The following is an 18,811-nucleotide window of genomic DNA, read 5'->3' as shown; positions in this document are numbered from 1 at the left end:
AGATTATCGGCATCGCAGGATGAACGTGATGTCAGCCGCCTTCGATCAACGCGCCCGTACCCTTGAGCAGCGAGCGGAGTCCTTGTACCAGGTGCGGTTCTACCGTACTGAGCCAGAGGCGGCCGGGCACCAGTTCGTCCAACGTGCAGCCGGGAGTACCTTGCAGTATCGCCGCCAGTGTCTTGCCGGGCGCGACGGACACACCCAACTGCACTGGATTCAGCAGGCTAAGCGGGAAGATGTTGCGGGCCTTGTGCATGCGCACCTCTGGCGGGGCGTCATACCAGATCTGGTTGCGGTCTTCTTCGTCCTGCGGCTGTGTGCCATCGCAGTAGCTCATGATGTAGGCCTGCGGGCTCCGCTCGAAGGGCGGGTGGGTGACGTAGCCAAAGTCCCAGTCATACAGAGCGATCAGCCCCACCAGGAGCTCCCGGAAGGACTGCGGTTCCAGAGGAAAGCGAGCGTCCTTGGAGAACAGAACGAATTCCGTTCCAAGCTCACGACTGGAAGCGAAATCCACTGATGCCGTCAGATCATACGCGGGCGCGTCACTTCCTTTGGGTACAGCGACAACGCTGAGGAGGGTCAGCTCCTTGAAGCTACTGGCCAGAAGTCTTCGATGTGCTGCATTGCCCAGCTTCGCCAACTTGCTACTGTGGCCCTTTCCATCAGACGCAAAGTAGGTGACCTCTACTCCACGCTTTTCGAGCATGGATATAGCCAACTCGTGAAACTTCTGGAAATCCTGCGCTCCTGCCAGTGGGCCGGAGTAGTTGAACAGTCCAAGTGCGAACGGGATGGTCATGGGGCGAACCTTGCCGGCAAGTGATTCCAGTCCTTCCAGTGTGCGTCGGCCATTTCAGGGCGCCTACTGGAATAGTTGCAAATGACATATCGGTCCAGTTGGTCCCCAAAAGCAGAAACCCCGCCGAGGCGGGGTTTCTTTATTCAGCCTTACAGCCGGATCAGCCGTTGGCCTTCAGCTTGGCCAGGCGCAGCCAGGTATCGACCACGGTGTCCGGGTTCAGCGACACCGACTCGATGCCTTCCTGCATCAGCCACTCGGCCAGATCCGGGTGATCGGACGGGCCCTGGCCGCAGATGCCGACGTACTTGCCCTTGGCACGTGCCGACTTGATCGCCATCGACAGCAGCTTCTTCACTGCCGGGTTACGTTCGTCGAACAGGTGCGCGACGATCGACGAATCGCGGTCCAGGCCCAGGCTGAGCTGGGTCAGGTCGTTGGAGCCGATCGAGAAGCCGTCGAAGATCTCCAGGAACTCATCGGCGAGCAGCGCGTTGGACGGCACTTCGCACATCATGATGATCTTCAGGCCGTTCTCGCCCTGCTTCAGGCCGTTCTGTTCCAGCACCTCGATGACCTTGCGGCCTTCTTCCAGGGTGCGCACGAACGGAATCATGACCCACAGGTTGTCCAGGCCCATTTCGTTGCGCACGCGCAGCACGGCCTTGCACTCCAGCGCGAAGGCGGCCGAGAAGCTCGGGTCGACGTAACGGCTCGCGCCGCGGAAGCCGATCATCGGGTTCTCTTCGTGCGGCTCGTAGTTACTGCCGCCGATCAGGTTGGCGTACTCGTTGGACTTGAAGTCCGACAGGCGCACGATCACGGCGTTCGGGGCGACCGAGGCGGTGAGGGTGGCGATGCCTTCGGCCAGGCGATCCACGTAGAAGCTGACCGGATCACCATAGCCGGCGATCTTCTCGTCGATCTTCTTCTTCGTCGCCGCATCCTGGCGGTCGTATTCCAGCAGCGCGTTAGGGTGGATGCCGATGTGGCTGGCGATGATCATTTCCAGGCGGGCCAGGCCGATGCCGGCGTTCGGCAGCTGGCCGAAGTCGAAGGCACGTTCCGGGTTGGCCACGTTCATCATGATCTTCAGCGGTGCCGGCGGCATGTTGCCCAGATCGGTGGTGGTGCGCTCGAAGCCGAGCTTGCCTTCGTAGATGAAGCCGGTATCGCCTTCAGCGCAGCTGACGGTGACCAGCTGGCCATCTTCGATGACCTTGGTGGCGTTGCCCGAACCGACCACGGCCGGCACGCCCAGCTCGCGCGCGATGATCGCGGCATGACAGGTACGGCCACCGCGATTGGTGACGATGGCCGAGGCACGCTTCATCACCGGTTCCCAGTCCGGGTCGGTCATGTCGGCGATCAGCACGTCGCCCGGCTGCACGCGGTTCATGTCGTCCAGCGTCTTCACCACGCGGGCCACGCCCGAGCCGATCTTGGCACCAACGGCACGGCCCTCGGCCAGCACGTTGCCGCCCTTTTCGGTCAGCGCGAAGCGCTCGATCTGGGTGGCATGGCTGCGCGACTTCACCGTCTCCGGGCGCGCCTGCACGATGAACAGCTTGCCGCTGACACCGTCCTTGGCCCACTCGATATCCATCGGGCGGCCGTAGTGCTTTTCGATGACCAGCGCCTGCTTGGACAGTTCCTGCACGTCCTCGTCGCTGATCGAGAAGGTGGTGCGCAGTTCGACCGGAGTGTCCTCGATCCTGACGCGCTCACCCGGAACATCCGAATACACCATGCGGATGGCCTTGCTGCCGAGCGAGCGGCGCAGGATCGCCGGCTTGCCGGCCTGCAGGGTGGGCTTGTAGACGTAGTACTCGTCCGGGTTGACCGCGCCCTGCACGACCATTTCGCCCAGGCCGAAGGACGAGGTGACGAACACCACGTCGCGGAAGCCGGACTCGGTGTCCAAGGTGAACAGCACGCCGGAGGAACCGACGCCCGAACGCACCATCAGCTGCACGCCCGCCGACAGGAACACGTCTTCATGCTTGAAGCCGTGGTGCACGCGGTAGGCGATGGCACGGTCGTTGTACAGCGAGGCGAACACTTCCTTGACCTTGCGCACGACATCGTCGGCACCGGTGACGTTGAGGAAGGTTTCCTGCTGGCCGGCGAAGGAGGCATCCGGCAGATCCTCGGCGGTGGCCGACGAACGCACGGCCACGGCCACGTCGCCGCCGCCGTTGTCCGCGCTCAGCTGGGCGTAGGCGGTGCGGATGTCCTGGTCCAGCTGCGGCTGCAGCGGGGCGTCGATCACCCAGGTGCGGATTTCCTTGCCCGCTGCGGTCAGCGCGTTGACGTCCTCGACGTCCAGCGTGGCCAGCTTGTCGAAGATGCGCTTGGACAGATCGTTGTGCGCGATGAAGTCCTTGAAGGCTTCAGCGGTGGTGGCATAACCGCCCGGCACCGAAACGCCCAGACCGGCCAGGTTGCCGATCATCTCGCCCAGCGACGAATTCTTGCCGCCTACGCGGGCCAAGTCGGCCAGACGCAGTTCGTGCAACCACAGGATGTTCTCGTTCAAGCGCGATGCTCCGTTTGGCCATCGCCCGAGGCGGGCTGGAATGGCCGCGTCCGTAGGAAGAAGCCGATATGATGCCGGGCAGAGTACCGTCGGCACAAGCTTGTGCTGGCGGCCTTTTTAGGCTTCGTAGGGGGTAAAAGCGCGCATGTCGACCATCCGTCCGGTGTTCTACGTTTCCGATGGAACCGGTATCACCGCTGAAACCATTGGGCATAGCCTGCTTACCCAGTTCTCCGGGTTCAGCTTCATTACCGACCGCATGTCGTTTGTCGACGACCCCGAAAAAGCGCGTGAAGCCTGTGCCCGGATCCAGGCGGCAGGGGAGCGGTACCAGGTCCGGCCGATCGTGGTGAACTCCTGCGTGGACCAGAGCCTGAGCCTGATCCTGGCCGACAGCGGCGCGCTGATGCTGGATGTGTTCGCGCCGTTCATCGAGCCGCTGGAGCGTGAACTGGCCAGTCCGCGCCTGGCCCGGGTCGGCCAGGCCCACGGCATGGTCGATTTCGACACCTACCACCGCCGCATCAACGCGATGAACTTCGCCCTGACCCATGACGACGGCATCGCGGTGAACTACGACGATGCCGACGTGATCCTGGTGGCGGTGTCACGCGCCGGCAAGACGCCCACCTGCATCTACCTGGCCCTGCATTACGGGGTGCGCGCGGCCAATTACCCGCTGACCGACGAAGACCTGGAAAGCGACCGCCTGCCGCCACGCCTGCGCAACTACCGGCGCAAGCTGTTCGGCCTGACCATCGACCCGGACCGGCTGCAGCAGATCCGCCAGGAGCGCCGCCCGAACTCGCGCTACGCAAACCTGGACACCTGCAAGCGCGAGGTGGCTGCGGCCGAGGTGATGTTCCAGATGGAGCGGATTCCGACCCTGAGCACCACCCATACCTCGATCGAGGAGATTTCCAGCAAGGTGCTGGCCACGCTGGGGCTGCAGCGCGAGCTGTATTGATCCTCATCTGGTAGAGCCGGCCGCTGGCCGGCTGCTCGATGAACCCTCGGCCGTGATGGGGGGCCCCCCGCCCCCCCCCCCCCACTACCCAGGGGTTGGCTTGCACGTGCGCGCCCCCACGTTGAAGCACCAACGTGTAGGATCGACCCATGGCCCGAGCCTTGCCCCGCACCGAACGCATTCCCCGCCTGAGCCGGCTGAGCTGGCTCATGGGCCTGTACGCGGAAAACTACCGCCATCTGGTGCGTCTGTTCGAACCGGCCGGACTGGTGGCGGGCAGCTACATTTCCTCGATCGGCGACGGCCTGGACGTGCGCCTGGACGTGATCGAGTGCCACCGCTACACGGTGGAACTGCGCTTGACCTACGACCTGGCCGACCCGGTCACCGGCGAGCCGGATCCGTCGGCCTATGTGCGCCTGTACCGTGACGCGCGCCAGGCCGAGACCACCCATTGCTACGTGGGCCGCCGCTGGCAGGACACGATGGGCCTGTATCCGCCGCCGGCGGAGCTGATCAGCCACCGCATGCGGATGAACACCTTCCTCGGCAAGTGGCTGGAATACCTGGCCGAGCGTGGCCACGGCGTCGCCACCCTGCGCCGCGATCCCGACGGCGCCAGTGCACCTGCCGAGCGCCGCCTGTCGCTGGTGCGCTGATCGGCCATAATCCACGGCTGACCTGCCGCTGGATGCTGCCCCATGCCGTACACCCCGATCGTCGCCACCCTGGGCTATGTGCTGTCGCCTGATCGTCGCCAGGTGCTGATGATCCACCGCAATACCCGTCCCGGTGACCACCACCTGGGCAAGTACAACGGCCTGGGCGGCAAGATCGAAGCGGACGAGGATGTGGCGGCCAGCATGCGCCGCGAGATCGCCGAGGAAGCCGGCATCGACTGCACCGGCATGCGCCTGCGCGGCACCATCAGCTGGCCAGGCTTCGGCAAGCACGGCGAGGATTGGCTGGGTTTCGTGTTCGTCATCGATGGATTCGAGGGCACCCCGCACGGCGGCAACCACGAAGGCACGCTGGAGTGGGTGGACCTGGACAAGCTGGACACCCTGCCGATGTGGGAGGGCGACCGCAACTTCCTGCCGCTGGTGTTCGACGCCGACCCGCGCCCGTTCCACGGCGTGATGCCGTACAAGGACGGGCGCATGGTGAGCTGGTCCTTCAGCCGCCTGTGAGCCGGGAAATCGGGTAGCTGCCAATCTTTGGTCGGCACGCTCTTCTGGTAAATTAATACCCGGGCAATATTGACGGGAGAGAATTACCCGGGCAATATTCGCGCACCGCCTCTGATGCCGTTGCCATGCCTGCGTCCCGACTTCCTCCCTTCAGTTGTTTCGACGGCCATCGCCTGGTCGCTTCCGGTACGCCGGAAGTGGCCGCGCTGGCGCTGAAGCAGCTGCGTGCCGACAACGCTGCCGGTCCGCTGCTGGTGTTCGACAACGCCACCGGTCGCACCCGTGATTTCGATACGCGTGGCAGCGACGCAGAACTGCTTTCGCGGGTTGCTGCCGCGTTCCCATCGGCCGTGCAAGCGGACGCCGGAATCGCTCCTGAAGACGCGCCTGTTGCCCCGCGAGGCCGTGGCCGCCCCAAGCTGGGTGTGGTCGCCCGAGAAGTGACCTTGCTGCCGCGTCATTGGGCGTGGCTGGCCGATCAGCCGGGTGGGGCCTCGGTGGTGCTTCGCCGGCTGGTGGAAGCGGCCAGCCGTGCCGGTGCCGACAAGGACCGCCAGCGTCGTGACAGCGAGCGTGCCTATCACTTCCTGCAGACCATCGCCGGTGACCTGCCGGGTTTCGAGGAGGCGATCCGTGTCCTGTTCGCGCATGACCGCGCGGGCCTGGAAGCGGCGTTGCGGAGTTGGCCCGCGGATGTGCGCGCCCACGCTCTGCGCTTGGCCTTCGACGATCCTGCGGACCACATCGACGGCTGAGCCATCGCGCCGTTGCTGAGCGACGGCGCCACCTGACCGCGGGCCACGGCCTGCTTTCCCTGTGCTTGCTTTGCTGGCGGAAACGCCGGGCAGGGCGGCGCCTTGCCCAGAGAACCCCATGAGCACCCCTGTACATCCGATACCTCCGGCAGCACCCCCGCTGTGGCGCACCTATCTGACCCTGCTGCTGCCGATGCTGCTGACCAATGCGCTGCAGCTGGCCGCAGGCACGCTGGACAACATTTACCTCGGCCATCTGCTCGGCACACAGGCAGTGGCTGCAGCGGCTGCGTTCTTTCCGGTCTTCTTCCTGCTGTTGGCCCTGGTAATGGGCCTGGCGACCGGTGCGATGGTGCTGATCGGCCAGGCCTGGGGCGCGGGCCGCCCCCAGCAGGCACGCGCCGTGGCTGGCAGCGCGGTGGCGCTGATCCTGCTGTTGTCGGTGCTGGTGATGGCCCTGGGCGGCGGTTTCGCGCCACAACTGCTGGCGGCGTTGGGCACGCCGGCAGCGGTCCTCAGTGAGTCCATTGTCTACGCACGCGTGCTGCTGCTGACGGCACCGGTGTTCTTCCTGCTGTGGCTGGCCACTGCGGTGAGCCGCGCGGTGGGCGATGCGAAGACACCGCTGCATGCGCTGTTGCTGGCCACGGTGGTCGGCCTGCTGTGCACGCCGCTGCTGATCCTCGGCTGGGTCGGCCCGCCGCAGCTGGGTTCGGCCAGTGCGGCAGTCTCGGCGGCATTTGCCTCGCTGCTGGCCCTGGCCTGGCTTATGTGGCGGTGGCAGAGGATGGAGCACCCGTTGGCGCCGGGACGTGAGCTGCTGCGTGCCATCCGTTTCGATGGCGTGCTCATCCGCGCGATGCTGCGCATCGGCGTACCGTCATCGCTGCAGATGCTCAGCCTGGCCATTGCCGAAATCGTGTTGCTGGGCTGGATCAACCGCTACGGCTACACGGCCACGGCCGCCTACGGTGCGGTCAACCAGTTGATGAGCTGGGTGCAACTGCCTGCGATGTCGCTGGGGATCACCGCCACCATCCTCGCGGCGCATGCGATGGGCGCGGGGCGTACGGCACGGCTGCCCGCCATCGCTCGCACCGGTGTGCTGCTTGGGCTGGCGATGCTGAGCGTGGTGGTGCTGCTGGTGATGGCGCTGGCGCCCTGGCTGACCGGGCTGATTCTGGCGGCCGCAGAGGTGCGCGAATTGGCCGCATCGCAGCTGCGCACGGTGGTATGGGGCGTGCTGGCGATGGGAGGCAGCGCGGTGCTGGTCGGAGTGATGCGAGGCAGTGGCACGGTGATGTTGCCAGCGTTGTTGGGCATGGCAGCGGTACTGCTGCTGGAGCTGCCGTTGGCGATGTGGTTGCAGGCGCGGCATGGGCTGGCCGGCCTGTGGTGGGCGTGGCCACTGGGGCTGCTGGCGATGCTGGTGATGCAGGTGTTCTGCTTCGCGCATTGGCGGCGGCGGGTGCAGGCTGGGTAGTGCCGGCCGCTGGCCGGCAATCCGGAATGCCGGGGCAGCCGGCCAGCGGCCGGCTCTACCACTCGGTCGGATCACAGTCGTTGCGGCGGCTGCGGTGGGTTGGCCACTGGTGATGCAGGTGTTCTGTGTTGCTCGCTGGCGGCGGGTGCAGGCCGGCTCTGCCACTTCAGCGCCGCTGTGCCAGCAGCAGATGGAAGTGCTTTTCGCGGATCTGGCCGTCATTGCCGGCTGCGGATTCCCGGTGGCTGCGCCAGGCCGAGACGCGGAAGCCCGATACCCGCAGCGCCAGCTCCACCGCGTCCAGCTCATGCAGTTGGAAGTCGGCAGCAAATGGCAGGCTGCGCATGAAGCTGGCGTCGCCAAAGGCCAGGCACAGGCGGCCGCCCCGGCGCGCCACCCGCGCCAGCTCGTCCAGCACCGGCGCCAGGTTCGGCCAGAAGTACAGGGTGTTGACCGCGAGCGCGGCATCCATCGCGGCATCGGCGACCGGCAGCGCATGAGCGTCGCCGTGTCGCATCGCGGCACGCTCGGCCAACCCGGCGCTGGCCAGGCGCTGGTTGCCGGCCTCGACCATGGCGGTGGACAGCTCAATACCCAGATAGTGGCTGTCGGTGGCCTGCAGCATCAGCGGCGCGAAGGCCGCATTGCCGGGGCCGATCTCCAGGACCCGTTCGCCAGTGCCGACGGCCAGCAGCCCGATCGCGGCCAGGTTGAGTGCGCCGTTGCTGCGGTTCATCGAGTCAGCCACCGCCAGCGCGGCCTCGCCATGGGGCTGCCGCAGCTGTGCGGCCAGAGTGGGAGCATCCAGCATCATCATCGTCCGTTGCAGAGTTTCGGACGTGGCGGCGGCGGGTCCGCCGGTGACCATAGCGCCGACCTTGTGGCTTGGGAAGTAGGGAAACCCCGCTTCGGGGTGATGAGGAAATGTCCAGCGTCGCAGTCGGTGAGATCTGGTTGTCCACAGGGGGTGTGGATTACGCGTGGGCAACTTTGTGGATAAGCCGCGACAGGCGCCACCCCCCTAGGCTGTCAAGATGGGTGGCGAAAAATTCACCGCCGGTGAGGACAGGTGAGGGAGCGGTGAAGGCTGGGGCCTGCCAGCGCTGTCGCCAGTGGCGGCGCTCGCGGTAACCTGTGGGCCTTGATGCTCCGTGAGACCCCATGAAACGTCACTTCTCGATGCTGCGCGAATTCCAGCTGGCCGACTGGTTCACCCTGGCCAATGCTTTCTGCGGCACCGGTGCGGTCTTTGCCGCAATGCGCTTCCTGCAGGACGGCGAGCGCGGCTACCTGCTGTTCGGCATGGCGTTGATCCCGCTGGCTTTCATTTTCGACGCCCTCGATGGGCGCATCGCGCGCTGGCGCAAGTCCAGCTCCACCCTGGGCCGCGAGCTGGACTCGCTGTCCGACGTGATCTCCTTCGGTGTGGCCCCGGCGGCGCTGGCCTACGCCTGCGGCATGCAGGGCGGCTGGGACTGGCTGGTGCTGAGCTATTTCGTCTGCTGCGGCGTCAGCCGCCTGGCGCGCTACAACGTCACCGCAGAGGCGCTGGCCGGCGACGAGGGCAAGGTCGCGTATTTCGAGGGCACCCCGATCCCGACCAGCCTGGTGCTGGTGATTGTGCTGGCGATCGCCGCCGGTACCGATGCCATCGGCCAGAACATCTGGTTCGGCCAGTGGCAGATCGGCCCGTGGCAGCTGCACCCGATGGTGTTGTTGTTCGCCTTGTCCGGGTCGCTGATGATCAGCAAGACCCTGCGCATTCCCAAGCCATGAGCCAGCCCTGCGGAGGCCTGCGATGACCAGCTCGGCCCACGACGCCGGCAGCAGTGATTTCGAAACCCTGGCCCGGCAGTACTTCGGCGCCTGGGGCGATGCCCTGCGCCATGCGAGCACGCCCGGCGCACCGGCTGGTGACGATCCCGGCAGCTGGCAGCGGTTGTTCGACTGGTGGGGCCAGCTGTTGCCCGAGCAGGGGCAGGGCGCGCCGGAAGATGCCGTGCGCCGCTTCCGCGAACAGGCGGGCAGCTGGTACGGCACCATGCAGGAAGTGGCCGCGCGTTTCGCCGGCCGCGACGCCAGCAGTGCCGACGTAGCACAAGCCTGGCGCGAGGCGGTGCAGGGGCAGGGCGACGGCATGCTGCAGTGGATGCTGCAGGGCGCCCGTGGCAGCACCCACGCTAGCGCCGCTGTACCGGAGTTTGCCGCCTGGCTGCAGCAGTTCCAGCTGCAGGCCGGTCCGTGGCTGCAGAGCCCGGCGTTCGGGCCCGGCCGCGAGCACCAGGCGCGCTGGCAGGCGCTGCTGCGGGCGCAGGAGGAATACCAGCAGCATTCACGCGCCTACGTCGATCAGATCAAGCAGGCACTGGACGAGGCCTTCGCGCTGTTCGAGCAGCGCCTGGCCGAGCACGAGCAGCCGGGCAGCCAGCTGACCAGCGCCCGCGCGATGTTCGACCTGTGGATCGAAGTGGCCGAGGAGGCCTACGCCAAGGTCGCCATGTCCGAACCGTTCCAGCAGGTGTATGCCGCGCTGGGCAACGCTCAGATGCGCCTGCGCGCCGGCCTGCAGCGCGAGGTGGAACAGATGAGTGAACGGATCGGCCTGCCGACCCGCAGTGAGATGGACGCCGCGCACCGCCGCATCGCCGAGCTGGAGCGCAGCCTGCGCCGACTGCAGGCACAGGTGGCGGCCATGGCCGGTACGGGCGAGGTCGATCCGGTGGCACAGCCGGCGCCGGCGAAGGTGAAGCCGGTCGCGCGCAAGGCCGCGAAGAAGGCCGCGCCGGCAAAGAAGGCGGCTGCGAAAAAGGCGGCTGCGAAAAAGGCTGCACCAAAGGCAGCGCCCCGTACTTCCACGCGGACGCGTGACCGATGAAAGGACCGCTGGGCTTCAACGCCGATGACCTGATGCAGGAAACCCTGGCCATGCAGCGCAAGCTGATGGAAGGGCTGAAGCTGCTGCCGCAGGTGGAAGACGTGGACTATGGCGTGACCGCGCGCGAGGAAGTCTGGCGCGATGGCAAGGTGGTGCTGTACCGCTTCGTCGGCGAACAGGCACCGACCCGCCGCACGCCGCTGCTGATCGTCTACGCGCTGGTCAACCGGCCGTACATGGTCGACCTGCAGGCCGACCGTTCGCTGGTGCAGAAGCTGCTGGCGCTGGGGCAGGACGTCTACGTGCTGGACTGGGGTTACCCGGATCGCTCGGAGCGCTTCCAGACCCTGGAGGACTACCTGCTGCGCTACATCGATGGCGCGGTCGATACGCTGCGCGCGCGCAGTGGTGGACCGGTCGACCTGCTCGGCATCTGCCAGGGCGGCGTGTTCGCGCTGTGCTATGCCGCGCTGCGCCGACAGAAGCTGGGCAAGCTGATCACCATGGTCACCCCGGTCGATTTCCACACCGCCGACAACATGCTCTCGCACTGGGCGCGGCAGGTGGATGTGGACCTGCTGGTCGACACGCTGGGCAACATCCCGGCCGACCTGATGAATGCCAGTTACCTGATGCTCAAGCCGTTCCGCCTGAACGTGCAGAAGTACGTCGGCCTGCTCGACATCCTCGATGACAAGGCTGCGCTGGAGGATTTCCTGCGGATGGAGAAGTGGATCTTCGATTCACCGGACCTGGCCGGCGAGGCGTTCCGCGACTTCATCAAGCAGTTCTACCAGGGCAACGGGCTGATGAACGGCACGGTGCGGATCGGCGAAGAGGCGGTGGATCTGTCGAAGGTGACCCTGCCGGTACTGAACATCTACGCCGAGCAGGACCATCTGGTGCCGCCGGATGCTTCGCGCGCAATGCGCGGACGTCTGGGCACGGACGACTACACCGAGTCCAGTTTCCGCGGTGGCCATATCGGCATCTACGTGTCCGGCCGCGCGCAGCGCGAAGTGCCGGCCACGATCGATGGCTGGCTGAAGGCGCGCGACCCGTAAGGCCTGCTTCGGTTTTTTTTGTAGCGTCGAGCCATGCTCGACTGCATGGAGAATGATGATGTCGCAAAGGATTTCGCTGCTGCTTGCCACGCTGCTGCTGGCAGCCCCTGTTGCCCAGGCCGCCCCCAGCGCGGATGCGCGAAGAGAAATCGCCCAGCTGATCTCCAGCCTGGACGGCTCCCAATGCCGGTTCCAGCGCAATGGCAGCTGGTACGACGGCAGCGATGCGCGCGCGCATCTGCAGCGCAAGTACGACTACCTGCTGAAGAAGGACATGGTGGACAGCGCCGAGCAGTTCATCGAGCGCGCCGCCAGCCAGAGCAGCATGAGCGGCAAGCCCTATCGCATCCATTGCCCGGGGCAGCCCGAACAGACGGCAGCGGCCTGGTTCGGTGCACGCTTGCAGGCATTGCGCCACCGCACGCCGTAGACACGGCCCGGGTGTAAAGTCGAGCCATGCTCGACTGGTTCTGCCCGTAAGCCGAGGAGACGCCGCCATGAACACCACGCCCAAGACGCTGTCGCGCTCGCTGAACGACCGCATGATTGCCGGCGTGATGGGCGGCATCGCCCATCGCTTCGGCTGGAACCCCACGCTGGTACGGATCGTGTTCGTGCTGGTCTCGATCGGCTCGGCGGCTTTCCCCGGCATCCTGGTCTACCTGATCCTGTGGCTGCTGATGCCGAACGAGGCCGATTGAAGACTGCTCCGGAGCCTTGGCCGATCTGGCTGCGCGCGCTGCAGGTGGTGGGCGCGGCATGGGCGTCCCCCAATTCGCTGCTCGGCCTGATCGGTGGCCTGGCCGGCATGCTCGGCGGCGCGACGCTGCGCTGGAGCGGGCGGGACTGCGCACTGGTGTTCGACCGCTGGCCGTGGGGGCCGGGTGGGGCGATCACGCTGGGCAATGTGATCCTGCACACCGGCCATGACCTGGGCATTTCCTGCCGCACCTATGCGCATCAGGCGGGCTGGGGCGTGGAGCCGCTGATCCGGCTGGACGACCACGAGCGCGCGCACGTATACCAGTACATGGTGCTGGGGCCGCTGTACCTGCCGGTATACCTGCTGTGTGGTGGCGTGAGTGCGCGCAACCCGTTCGAACGCGCGGCCGATCATTTCGCCCGGTTCGGGCATGGCTGGTGGCCGTAGTTTCCAGCCAACGGCGCAGCCCCTCGTGGCTTGGTCGGGGAATACGTTTCATGTGATTGGGCCGGGCGGGGTGGGTTCGCGGGACACGCCGTAAACCCGTCCCTGGGGGCTCGATGGCGCCATCCATGGCGCCAACGGTCCCGCGAATCCACCCCACCCGGCCCCTGACAGTTTCCGTGCGCGTCCATCCACGGAGAAGAAATAGAACAGCAGAAGCGGGTCGCGCGCTGCGCTTGCTCGTGAGCCGAGCATGGCTTGGCTCCACAGGAAGCAACAAAGCAGCCGGCCAGGCTGCTTTTGCTTTTGATCTTTTTTTCTTCTCCGTGGGTGGCAGACGCAGCAGAAATCTGTCAGCGGCCGGGTGGGTGGGGCTGGCGGGGTATCCGCGGCATGGATGCCGCGGCTAAGCCCCCATGGACGGGTTCACGGCGTCCCCGCCATCCCCACCCACCCGGCCAGCCCACAGGAAACCGGCTTTCCGCGATCATCCCAAACCACCCACGAGGGGCTGCGCCGTTGGCTGGAAACCCCCGATTCGTTAGTCGGAAGTTAAAGATCCGTAAGCATTCTGCTGCGATCCCGCAGTCATCTGCATGCAACCGATCGTCATTAGCCTTCGTGACGTTCCAGTCAGGTTCGACGCGGTAAGCTCTCCCTCGATGAGCTCGCAGCATCGCTCATCGAGTGCAGTACGCAGTAGCAATTTGGAGGAATACATCACATGGCAATCGTTCTTTATGTCGGTGGTAGCAAGGATGGCGAGAAGGGCGTGGTGCCCTACGGCTTCAGCAAATCCCGCGCCGACACCGCGCTGGGGCCGGAGTTCTACACGGAGCGGTTCATGGAACTGCAGGGTGTCGGCAAGGTCCGCCTGATGGCCCTGGAAGGCATGCGTGACGAGATCGTCATGCAGCGCGCCGCCCGCCACTACCGCTGACCTCCGCAACACGCGGCAGGGCGCGCCCACCATCGCGCGCCCGCGCCGGCATCCCAGCCCAGGGCCAGTCCGAGCCCTCTTTTCGCCAGGATGCCGGCGTCCACTCCGGCCTCACCGCTGAACCTCGCCCCCTGTCAATGCCTTGTCCGGCTCCGTCGTGGATTGCCAGAATGGGGTCTTCCCGTAACGCGGCACAGACCTGAAGCAATGCACGACGCCAAGAACGCCCAGAGCGCGCTCGCCCAGCAGATCGCCCAGACCATCGCCGACGAGATCGGTGCCCAGTCCGCCCAGGTACGTGCCGCCGTCGGCCTGCTCGACGAGGGCGCCAGCGTTCCGTTCATCGCGCGCTACCGCAAGGAAGTGACCGGGGGCCTGGACGACACCCAGCTGCGCAACCTGGAAGTGCGCCTGACCTACCTGCGCGAACTGGAAGACCGTCGCGCGGCGGTGCTGGCCAGCATCGGCGAGCAGGGCAAGCTCAGCGACGACCTGCGCAACGACATCCTGGCCGCCGACACCAAGAGCCGGCTGGAAGACCTGTACCTGCCGTACAAGCCCAAGCGCCGTACCCGCGCCCAGATCGCCCGCGAGGCCGGTCTGGAACCGCTGGCTGATGGCCTGCTGGCCGACCCGACGCAGGACCCTCAGGTCTTCGCTGCTTCCTTTGTCGACACCGACAAGGGCGTGGCCGACACCAAGGCTGCGCTGGAAGGTGCACGCGCGATCCTGATGGAGCGCTGGGGCGAAGATGCCGCGCTGGTCGGTGAGCTGCGCACCTGGCTGGGCGAGACCGGCGTGATCCGTGCCCGCGTGGCCGAGGGCAAGGAAACCGAAGGCGCCAAGTACCGCGATTATTTCGAGCATGCCGAGGCGCTGGCGAAGATTCCCTCGCACCGCTTGCTGGCGCTGTTCCGTGCGCGCCGCGAGGAGATCCTGTTCCTGGAACTGGACCCGGGCAGCGAGGCCGAGGCCGGCCACCAGTACGCCGAAGGACGCGTGGCGCGCAAGGCCGGCATCGCCGATCAGGGCCGTGCCGCCGACCGCTGGCTGCTGGATGCCTGCCGCCTGACCTGGCGTGCCAAGCTGCACACCCATCTGCTGCTGGACCTGTTCAACCAGGCTCGCGAAAAGGCCGAGGCCGAAGCCATCGCGGTGTTCGGCGACAACCTGAAGGACCTGCTGCTGGCCGCGCCGGCCGGCCCGAAGACCGTGCTCGGGCTGGACCCGGGCATCCGTACCGGCTGCAAGATCGCCGTGGTCGACGCTACCGGCAAGCTGGTCGCCACCGAGACCATCTATCCGCATGAGCCGCGCCGCCAGTGGGAGCAGTCGCTGCAGACCATCAAGCAGCTGTGCGCCAAGTACAACGTGGAACTGATCGCGATCGGCAACGGCACCGCCAGCCGCGAGACCGACAAGCTGGCCGGTGAGGTGATCAAGGCCGCGGCCAACCCGAAGCTGCAGAAGGTGGTGGTCAGCGAGGCCGGTGCCTCGGTGTACTCGGCCTCGGAGTTCGCGGCCAAGGAATTCCCGGGGCTGGACGTGTCGCTGCGTGGCGCGGTGTCCATCGCGCGCCGCCTGCAGGATCCGCTGGCCGAACTGGTCAAGATCGAACCCAAGGCGATCGGTGTCGGCCAGTACCAGCACGACGTGGACCAGTACCGCCTGGCACGGGCGCTGGATGCGCGGGTCGAGGACTGCGTGAATGCCGTGGGCGTGTACGTGAACACCGCTTCGGCCGCGCTGCTGTCGCGCGTGTCCGGCCTGTCGTCCACGGTGGCCGAGAACATCGTGCGCCATCGTGACGACAATGGCCCGTTCAAGCGTCGCAAGGACCTGCTGAAGGTCGCGCGCCTGGGCGAGAAGACCTTCGAGCAGTGCGCCGGCTTCCTGCGTATCGCCGATGGTGACCAGCCGCTGGACGCCTCGGCGGTGCACCCCGAAGCCTACCCGGTGGTCGAGCGCATCGTGGCCAGCACCGCGCGCCCGATCAAGGCGCTGATCGGTGATGGCAGCTTCCTGCGGGGCCTGAAGGCAGAACAGTTCACCGACGACACCTTCGGCGTGCCGACCGTGCGCGACATCCTGAAGGAACTGGAAAAGCCGGGCCGTGACCCGCGTCCGGAGTTCAAGGCGGCGCGCTTCGCCGAGGGCGTCGAGGACATCAAGGACCTGCGCGAGGGCATGGTGCTGGAAGGCGTGGTCAGCAACGTCGCGGCCTTCGGCGCCTTCGTCGATATCGGCGTGCACCAGGATGGCCTGATCCACATCTCGGCGCTCTCCGATATCTTCGTGAAGGACCCGCGCGACGTCGTCAAGGCCGGCGATATCGTCAAGGTCAAGGTGCTGGAGGTGGACGTGGCGCGCAAGCGCATCGCCCTGACCCGGCGCCTGGACGACACCCCCGGGCAGGCCACCAGCCGTCCGGGCCAGCGTGATGACCGCGGCCAGGGGCAGGGGCTGCGCCGCGACGCAGGCGGCCAGAACCGCGGGCCAAACCGGGGCCAGGGCAATGGCGGCCGTCCCGCTCAGTCCGCGCCCCCGGCCAACAACGCCCTGGCGGAGGCCTTCGCCCGCGCCAAGCGCAGTTGAGGACCGTGTCCCCCGTCACGCTTGATTCGTGGCGGGGGACTTGTCGATTTTCCCCGTGATTGCGCACACTTGCGCCTGAGGGGGGCGTTTGGCCTCCCCGCTGTCGCTGGGGAGGGCCATGACGCCAGCAGGACCCGTTGTCTTCGTTGAGGGCTGCAGCGCTGTGCTGCGGCTGCTGCCCGCCTGTGCGGGCCGGGGACCGGATTGATGGCGGGCCAGGGAAACAACGGCAACGGGCTGCTCGAGCGGCGCCTGCAGGAACTGGCAGAGGAGCGCCGGCGCCTGGCCATGATCATCGACGGCACCGCTGCCGGTACCTGGGAATGGAACGTGCAGACCGGCGAAATGCGGGTCAATGCGCGCTGGGCGGAGATTGTCGGCTATCGCCTGGAAGAGCTGGAGCCGGTGTGCCAGAAGACGTTCCTGAAGCTGGTCCACCCCGACGACATCGTCCTGTCCGACGCGGCACTCGAGGATCACTTCGAAGGCCGCAGCGACAACTATGTCTGCCTGCTGCGCATGCGCCACAAGAATGGCCAGTGGATATGGATCCACGACCGTGGCCGCGTGTTCGAATGGGACGGGCAGGGACGACCGCTGTGGATGGCCGGTGCGCACGCCGACGTGACCGAGCTGCAGCAGGCGCGGCAGGATGCGGCCGAGAGCCGGCAGCGATTGCAGGCCGTGGTCGACGCGTCCGATGAGGTGGCGGTGATCGCGACCGATACCGAAGGCACCATCACCCTGTTCAATACCGGCGCGGAACGCCTGCTGGGTTACAGCGCGGAAGAAGTGGTCGGCCAGCGGCGACTGGGTGATTTCCACGATCCGGACGAGCTGGTGGCCTGGCTGCGTCCGCTGGCGGCTGCGGACGGAAGCCTGCCGGGCGCGTTTGAAGCACTCAGCGCCCGCGCCGATGAGCAGACCTATTCACGGCAGTGGACACTGCGGCGCAAGGATGGCCAGCCACGCCAGGTGCGCTTGTCGATCAGCCGCATGGATGGTGCCGGCGGCGCGCGGATCGGCTATGTCGGCATGTCCATCGACATCACCGAGATCCTGCAGGCGCGCGCCGAAGCACGCCTGTCGGCAGAGAAATTCGCCGGTGCGTTCACGTCGGCGGCGCTGGGCATGGCGCTGGTGTCGCTGGAAGGACGCTGGCTGGACGTCAATGACGCACTGTGCCGGATCCTGGGCTACCCCCGCGAAGAACTGCTGCAGGTTGATTTCCAGCGCCTGACCCACCCCGATGACCTGCAGACCGACCTGGCCCTGGTGCAGGATCTGCTGGCCGGGCGGCGCAGCCACTACCACCTGGAAAAGCGCTATCTCGATCGCGACGGCAAGGTGATCTGGGCGCGGCTGTCGGTGTCGCTGGTGCGCACCGAGCACGGTGAACCGCTGCATTTCGTGTCGCAGATCCAGGACATCAGCGCCCAGCGCAGCAGCGAGCAGCGCCTGTTCGAGAGCGAGCAGCGCAGCCGTATCACGCTTGATGCGGTTGCCGACCTGGTGCTCAGTGTCAGCCTGGATGGCCGTATCGACTACGCCAATGCCGCCGCAGTACGCACCCTGGCGGGTGATGGCGCGCTGTCGCTGGCCGGGCACAAGGTGCAGGACGTGCTGGCACTGACCACCGAATATGCGCCCGGCTCGGTACTGGATGTGTCGGTCCTGCTGGACCCGGAAAGCAATGCGGTGGACCTGCACGCCGATCTTCTGCTGCGCCTGGGCACGGCCACGATCCCGGTCGACCTGACCCGTGCCTGGCTGCGCGATGATGAAGGTCATGTACGCGGTGCGGTGTGGGTACTGCGTGATGACACCCAGCAGCGCGCGCGCCAGCGCGAAGCGCGCCATCTGGCCGAGATCGATCCGCTCACCGAGCTGAGCAACCGTCGCGGCTTCGAGGTGCATCTGCAGCAGGCGATCACCCGCGTCGAGCGAACTGGCCAGGCCGCGTCGTTGATGTACATCGACCTGGACCGCTTCAAGCCGGTCAACGACACCTGGGGCCATCTGGCCGGCGATGCCGTGCTGTGGGCGGTGGCCAGCGTGCTGCGCCACGGTGTGCGCGATTCGGACGTAGTGGCGCGTCTGGGCGGCGACGAATTCGCAGTGATCCTGTCCGGCTGTACGCCGCGTCGTGCCGCGCGCATCGGCGGTGAACTGCTGCACACCCTGGCATCGCTGTCGATTCCGTGGGACCGGGACCGCCTGCATGTGGGTGCCAGCATCGGTATCGCGCCATTGGCGGGTGGGATGAGCGTGGACCAGGCCGTGGCAGCGGCTGATGCCCAGTGTTACCGGGCCAAGGCAATGGGTCGCAACAACGTACAGGTGCAGGGCGAGGCCAGTGAGCTGCCCGGCGATGATTCCGAAGCCGCCGAGGGCTGATCTCAGCCTGTGAGAGGGCGTGCGCGAATACTGCGCGCACATCCACTCATGCAG

17 protein-coding genes are annotated in these 18,811 nt (G+C 66.4%); 14 read left to right on the top strand and 3 right to left on the bottom strand.

The features are described 5' to 3' along the window. Positions 1–31: 31 nt before the first annotated feature. Both ACMZ91_RS14215 and ppsA read right to left on the bottom strand, forming a co-directional pair. The gene (locus ACMZ91_RS14215; RefSeq protein ID WP_049462144.1) at positions 32–805 is read right to left on the bottom strand and encodes a hypothetical protein; all 774 of its coding nucleotides are present in this window, start codon (positions 803–805) and stop codon (positions 32–34) included. A gap of 160 nt (positions 806–965) precedes the next feature. Continuing rightward, positions 966–3,344 (bottom strand): phosphoenolpyruvate synthase, encoded by a 2,379-nt coding sequence (ppsA, locus tag ACMZ91_RS14210; RefSeq protein WP_049462145.1) that lies wholly within the window; start codon positions 3,342–3,344, stop codon positions 966–968. A 145-nt stretch (positions 3,345–3,489) separates the two neighbouring features. Here ppsA and ppsR point away from each other — a divergent pair, with 145 nt between their 5' ends. From ppsR to ACMZ91_RS14185, 5 genes are all read left to right on the top strand, one after another. Then, the gene (ppsR, locus tag ACMZ91_RS14205; protein WP_006452040.1) at positions 3,490–4,311 is read left to right on the top strand and encodes a posphoenolpyruvate synthetase regulatory kinase/phosphorylase PpsR; all 822 of its coding nucleotides are present in this window, start codon (positions 3,490–3,492) and stop codon (positions 4,309–4,311) included. A 149-nt stretch (positions 4,312–4,460) separates the two neighbouring features. Further along, on the top strand, positions 4,461–4,970 hold the full coding sequence (locus ACMZ91_RS14200) for a DUF1249 domain-containing protein (protein WP_032130357.1): 510 nt from the start codon (positions 4,461–4,463) through the stop codon (positions 4,968–4,970). Between the two features lie 42 nt (positions 4,971–5,012). Further along, the gene (locus tag ACMZ91_RS14195) at positions 5,013–5,501 is read left to right on the top strand and encodes an NUDIX hydrolase (RefSeq protein ID WP_049462146.1); all 489 of its coding nucleotides are present in this window, start codon (positions 5,013–5,015) and stop codon (positions 5,499–5,501) included. A 125-nt stretch (positions 5,502–5,626) separates the two neighbouring features. Further along, on the top strand, positions 5,627–6,256 hold the full coding sequence (locus tag ACMZ91_RS14190) for a DUF2239 family protein (protein WP_049462147.1): 630 nt from the start codon (positions 5,627–5,629) through the stop codon (positions 6,254–6,256). A gap of 118 nt (positions 6,257–6,374) precedes the next feature. Beyond that, entirely contained in the window at positions 6,375–7,739 is a 1,365-nt protein-coding gene (locus tag ACMZ91_RS14185; protein ID WP_049462148.1) for an MATE family efflux transporter, read from the top strand. A gap of 166 nt (positions 7,740–7,905) precedes the next feature. Here ACMZ91_RS14185 and ACMZ91_RS14180 read toward each other — a convergent pair whose 3' ends face one another. Further along, positions 7,906–8,556, bottom strand: coding sequence for a class I SAM-dependent methyltransferase (locus ACMZ91_RS14180; RefSeq protein WP_049462149.1), 651 nt, complete (start codon positions 8,554–8,556; stop codon positions 7,906–7,908). Positions 8,557–8,900: 344 nt separating this feature from the next. Here ACMZ91_RS14180 and ACMZ91_RS14175 point away from each other — a divergent pair, with 344 nt between their 5' ends. From ACMZ91_RS14175 to ACMZ91_RS14135, 9 genes are all read left to right on the top strand, one after another. Next, entirely contained in the window at positions 8,901–9,515 is a 615-nt protein-coding gene (locus ACMZ91_RS14175) for a CDP-alcohol phosphatidyltransferase family protein (protein ID WP_032130352.1), read from the top strand. A gap of 22 nt (positions 9,516–9,537) precedes the next feature. Beyond that, on the top strand, positions 9,538–10,614 hold the full coding sequence (gene phaE, locus ACMZ91_RS14170; protein WP_049462150.1) for a class III poly(R)-hydroxyalkanoic acid synthase subunit PhaE: 1,077 nt from the start codon (positions 9,538–9,540) through the stop codon (positions 10,612–10,614). Then, positions 10,611–11,678: a class III poly(R)-hydroxyalkanoic acid synthase subunit PhaC gene (phaC, locus tag ACMZ91_RS14165; protein WP_049462151.1), complete on the top strand. Its 1,068-nt coding sequence runs from the start codon at positions 10,611–10,613 to the stop codon at positions 11,676–11,678. Before phaE ends, phaC begins: the two co-directional genes overlap by 4 nt. 55 nt (positions 11,679–11,733) lie before the next feature. After that, positions 11,734–12,108, top strand: coding sequence for a YfeK family protein (locus ACMZ91_RS14160; RefSeq protein ID WP_414574497.1), 375 nt, complete (start codon positions 11,734–11,736; stop codon positions 12,106–12,108). A 67-nt stretch (positions 12,109–12,175) separates the two neighbouring features. Continuing rightward, positions 12,176–12,379 carry a PspC domain-containing protein gene (locus ACMZ91_RS14155; RefSeq protein WP_014037612.1) on the top strand — a complete coding sequence of 68 codons (204 nt, stop codon included), beginning with the start codon at positions 12,176–12,178 and terminating at the stop codon, positions 12,377–12,379. Then, positions 12,376–12,828 carry a hypothetical protein gene (locus tag ACMZ91_RS14150; RefSeq protein WP_049462153.1) on the top strand — a complete coding sequence of 151 codons (453 nt, stop codon included), beginning with the start codon at positions 12,376–12,378 and terminating at the stop codon, positions 12,826–12,828. Before ACMZ91_RS14155 ends, ACMZ91_RS14150 begins: the two co-directional genes overlap by 4 nt. A gap of 721 nt (positions 12,829–13,549) precedes the next feature. Continuing rightward, positions 13,550–13,765 (top strand): hypothetical protein, encoded by a 216-nt coding sequence (locus ACMZ91_RS14145; RefSeq protein WP_005410085.1) that lies wholly within the window; start codon positions 13,550–13,552, stop codon positions 13,763–13,765. A 207-nt stretch (positions 13,766–13,972) separates the two neighbouring features. Then, positions 13,973–16,360 (top strand): Tex family protein, encoded by a 2,388-nt coding sequence (locus ACMZ91_RS14140; protein WP_049461918.1) that lies wholly within the window; start codon positions 13,973–13,975, stop codon positions 16,358–16,360. Positions 16,361–16,567: 207 nt separating this feature from the next. Further along, positions 16,568–18,757: a PAS domain S-box protein gene (locus tag ACMZ91_RS14135; RefSeq protein ID WP_414578478.1), complete on the top strand. Its 2,190-nt coding sequence runs from the start codon at positions 16,568–16,570 to the stop codon at positions 18,755–18,757. Positions 18,758–18,811 lie beyond the last annotated feature (54 nt).

It is taken from the genome of Stenotrophomonas sp. FR024 (genome assembly GCF_047500745.2).
GTDB lineage: Bacteria > Pseudomonadota > Gammaproteobacteria > Xanthomonadales > Xanthomonadaceae > Stenotrophomonas > Stenotrophomonas maltophilia_A.
This window is presented reverse-complemented; position numbering and strand designations above follow the sequence as displayed.

What these genes read in the sequence shown, in the direction of transcription:
- ACMZ91_RS14200 (WP_032130357.1), top strand. Translation starts at nt 4,461, where the DNA reads ATGGCCCGAGCCTTGCCCCGCACCGAACGCATTCCCCGCCTGAGCCGG.
- ACMZ91_RS14135 (WP_414578478.1), top strand. Translation starts at nt 16,568, where the DNA reads ATGGCGGGCCAGGGAAACAACGGCAACGGGCTGCTCGAGCGGCGCCTG.
- ACMZ91_RS14180 (WP_049462149.1), bottom strand. Translation starts at nt 8,556, where the DNA reads ATGATGATGCTGGATGCTCCCACTCTGGCCGCACAGCTGCGGCAGCCC.
- ACMZ91_RS14215 (WP_049462144.1), bottom strand. Translation starts at nt 805, where the DNA reads ATGACCATCCCGTTCGCACTTGGACTGTTCAACTACTCCGGCCCACTG.
- ACMZ91_RS14155 (WP_014037612.1), top strand. Translation starts at nt 12,176, where the DNA reads ATGAACACCACGCCCAAGACGCTGTCGCGCTCGCTGAACGACCGCATG.
- phaE (WP_049462150.1), top strand. Translation starts at nt 9,538, where the DNA reads ATGACCAGCTCGGCCCACGACGCCGGCAGCAGTGATTTCGAAACCCTG.
- phaC (WP_049462151.1), top strand. Translation starts at nt 10,611, where the DNA reads ATGAAAGGACCGCTGGGCTTCAACGCCGATGACCTGATGCAGGAAACC.
- ACMZ91_RS14175 (WP_032130352.1), top strand. Translation starts at nt 8,901, where the DNA reads ATGAAACGTCACTTCTCGATGCTGCGCGAATTCCAGCTGGCCGACTGG.
- ACMZ91_RS14195 (WP_049462146.1), top strand. Translation starts at nt 5,013, where the DNA reads ATGCCGTACACCCCGATCGTCGCCACCCTGGGCTATGTGCTGTCGCCT.
- ppsR (WP_006452040.1), top strand. Translation starts at nt 3,490, where the DNA reads ATGTCGACCATCCGTCCGGTGTTCTACGTTTCCGATGGAACCGGTATC.
- ACMZ91_RS14140 (WP_049461918.1), top strand. Translation starts at nt 13,973, where the DNA reads ATGCACGACGCCAAGAACGCCCAGAGCGCGCTCGCCCAGCAGATCGCC.
- ACMZ91_RS14190 (WP_049462147.1), top strand. Translation starts at nt 5,627, where the DNA reads ATGCCTGCGTCCCGACTTCCTCCCTTCAGTTGTTTCGACGGCCATCGC.
- ACMZ91_RS14145 (WP_005410085.1), top strand. Translation starts at nt 13,550, where the DNA reads ATGGCAATCGTTCTTTATGTCGGTGGTAGCAAGGATGGCGAGAAGGGC.
- ACMZ91_RS14185 (WP_049462148.1), top strand. Translation starts at nt 6,375, where the DNA reads ATGAGCACCCCTGTACATCCGATACCTCCGGCAGCACCCCCGCTGTGG.
- ACMZ91_RS14160 (WP_414574497.1), top strand. Translation starts at nt 11,734, where the DNA reads ATGATGTCGCAAAGGATTTCGCTGCTGCTTGCCACGCTGCTGCTGGCA.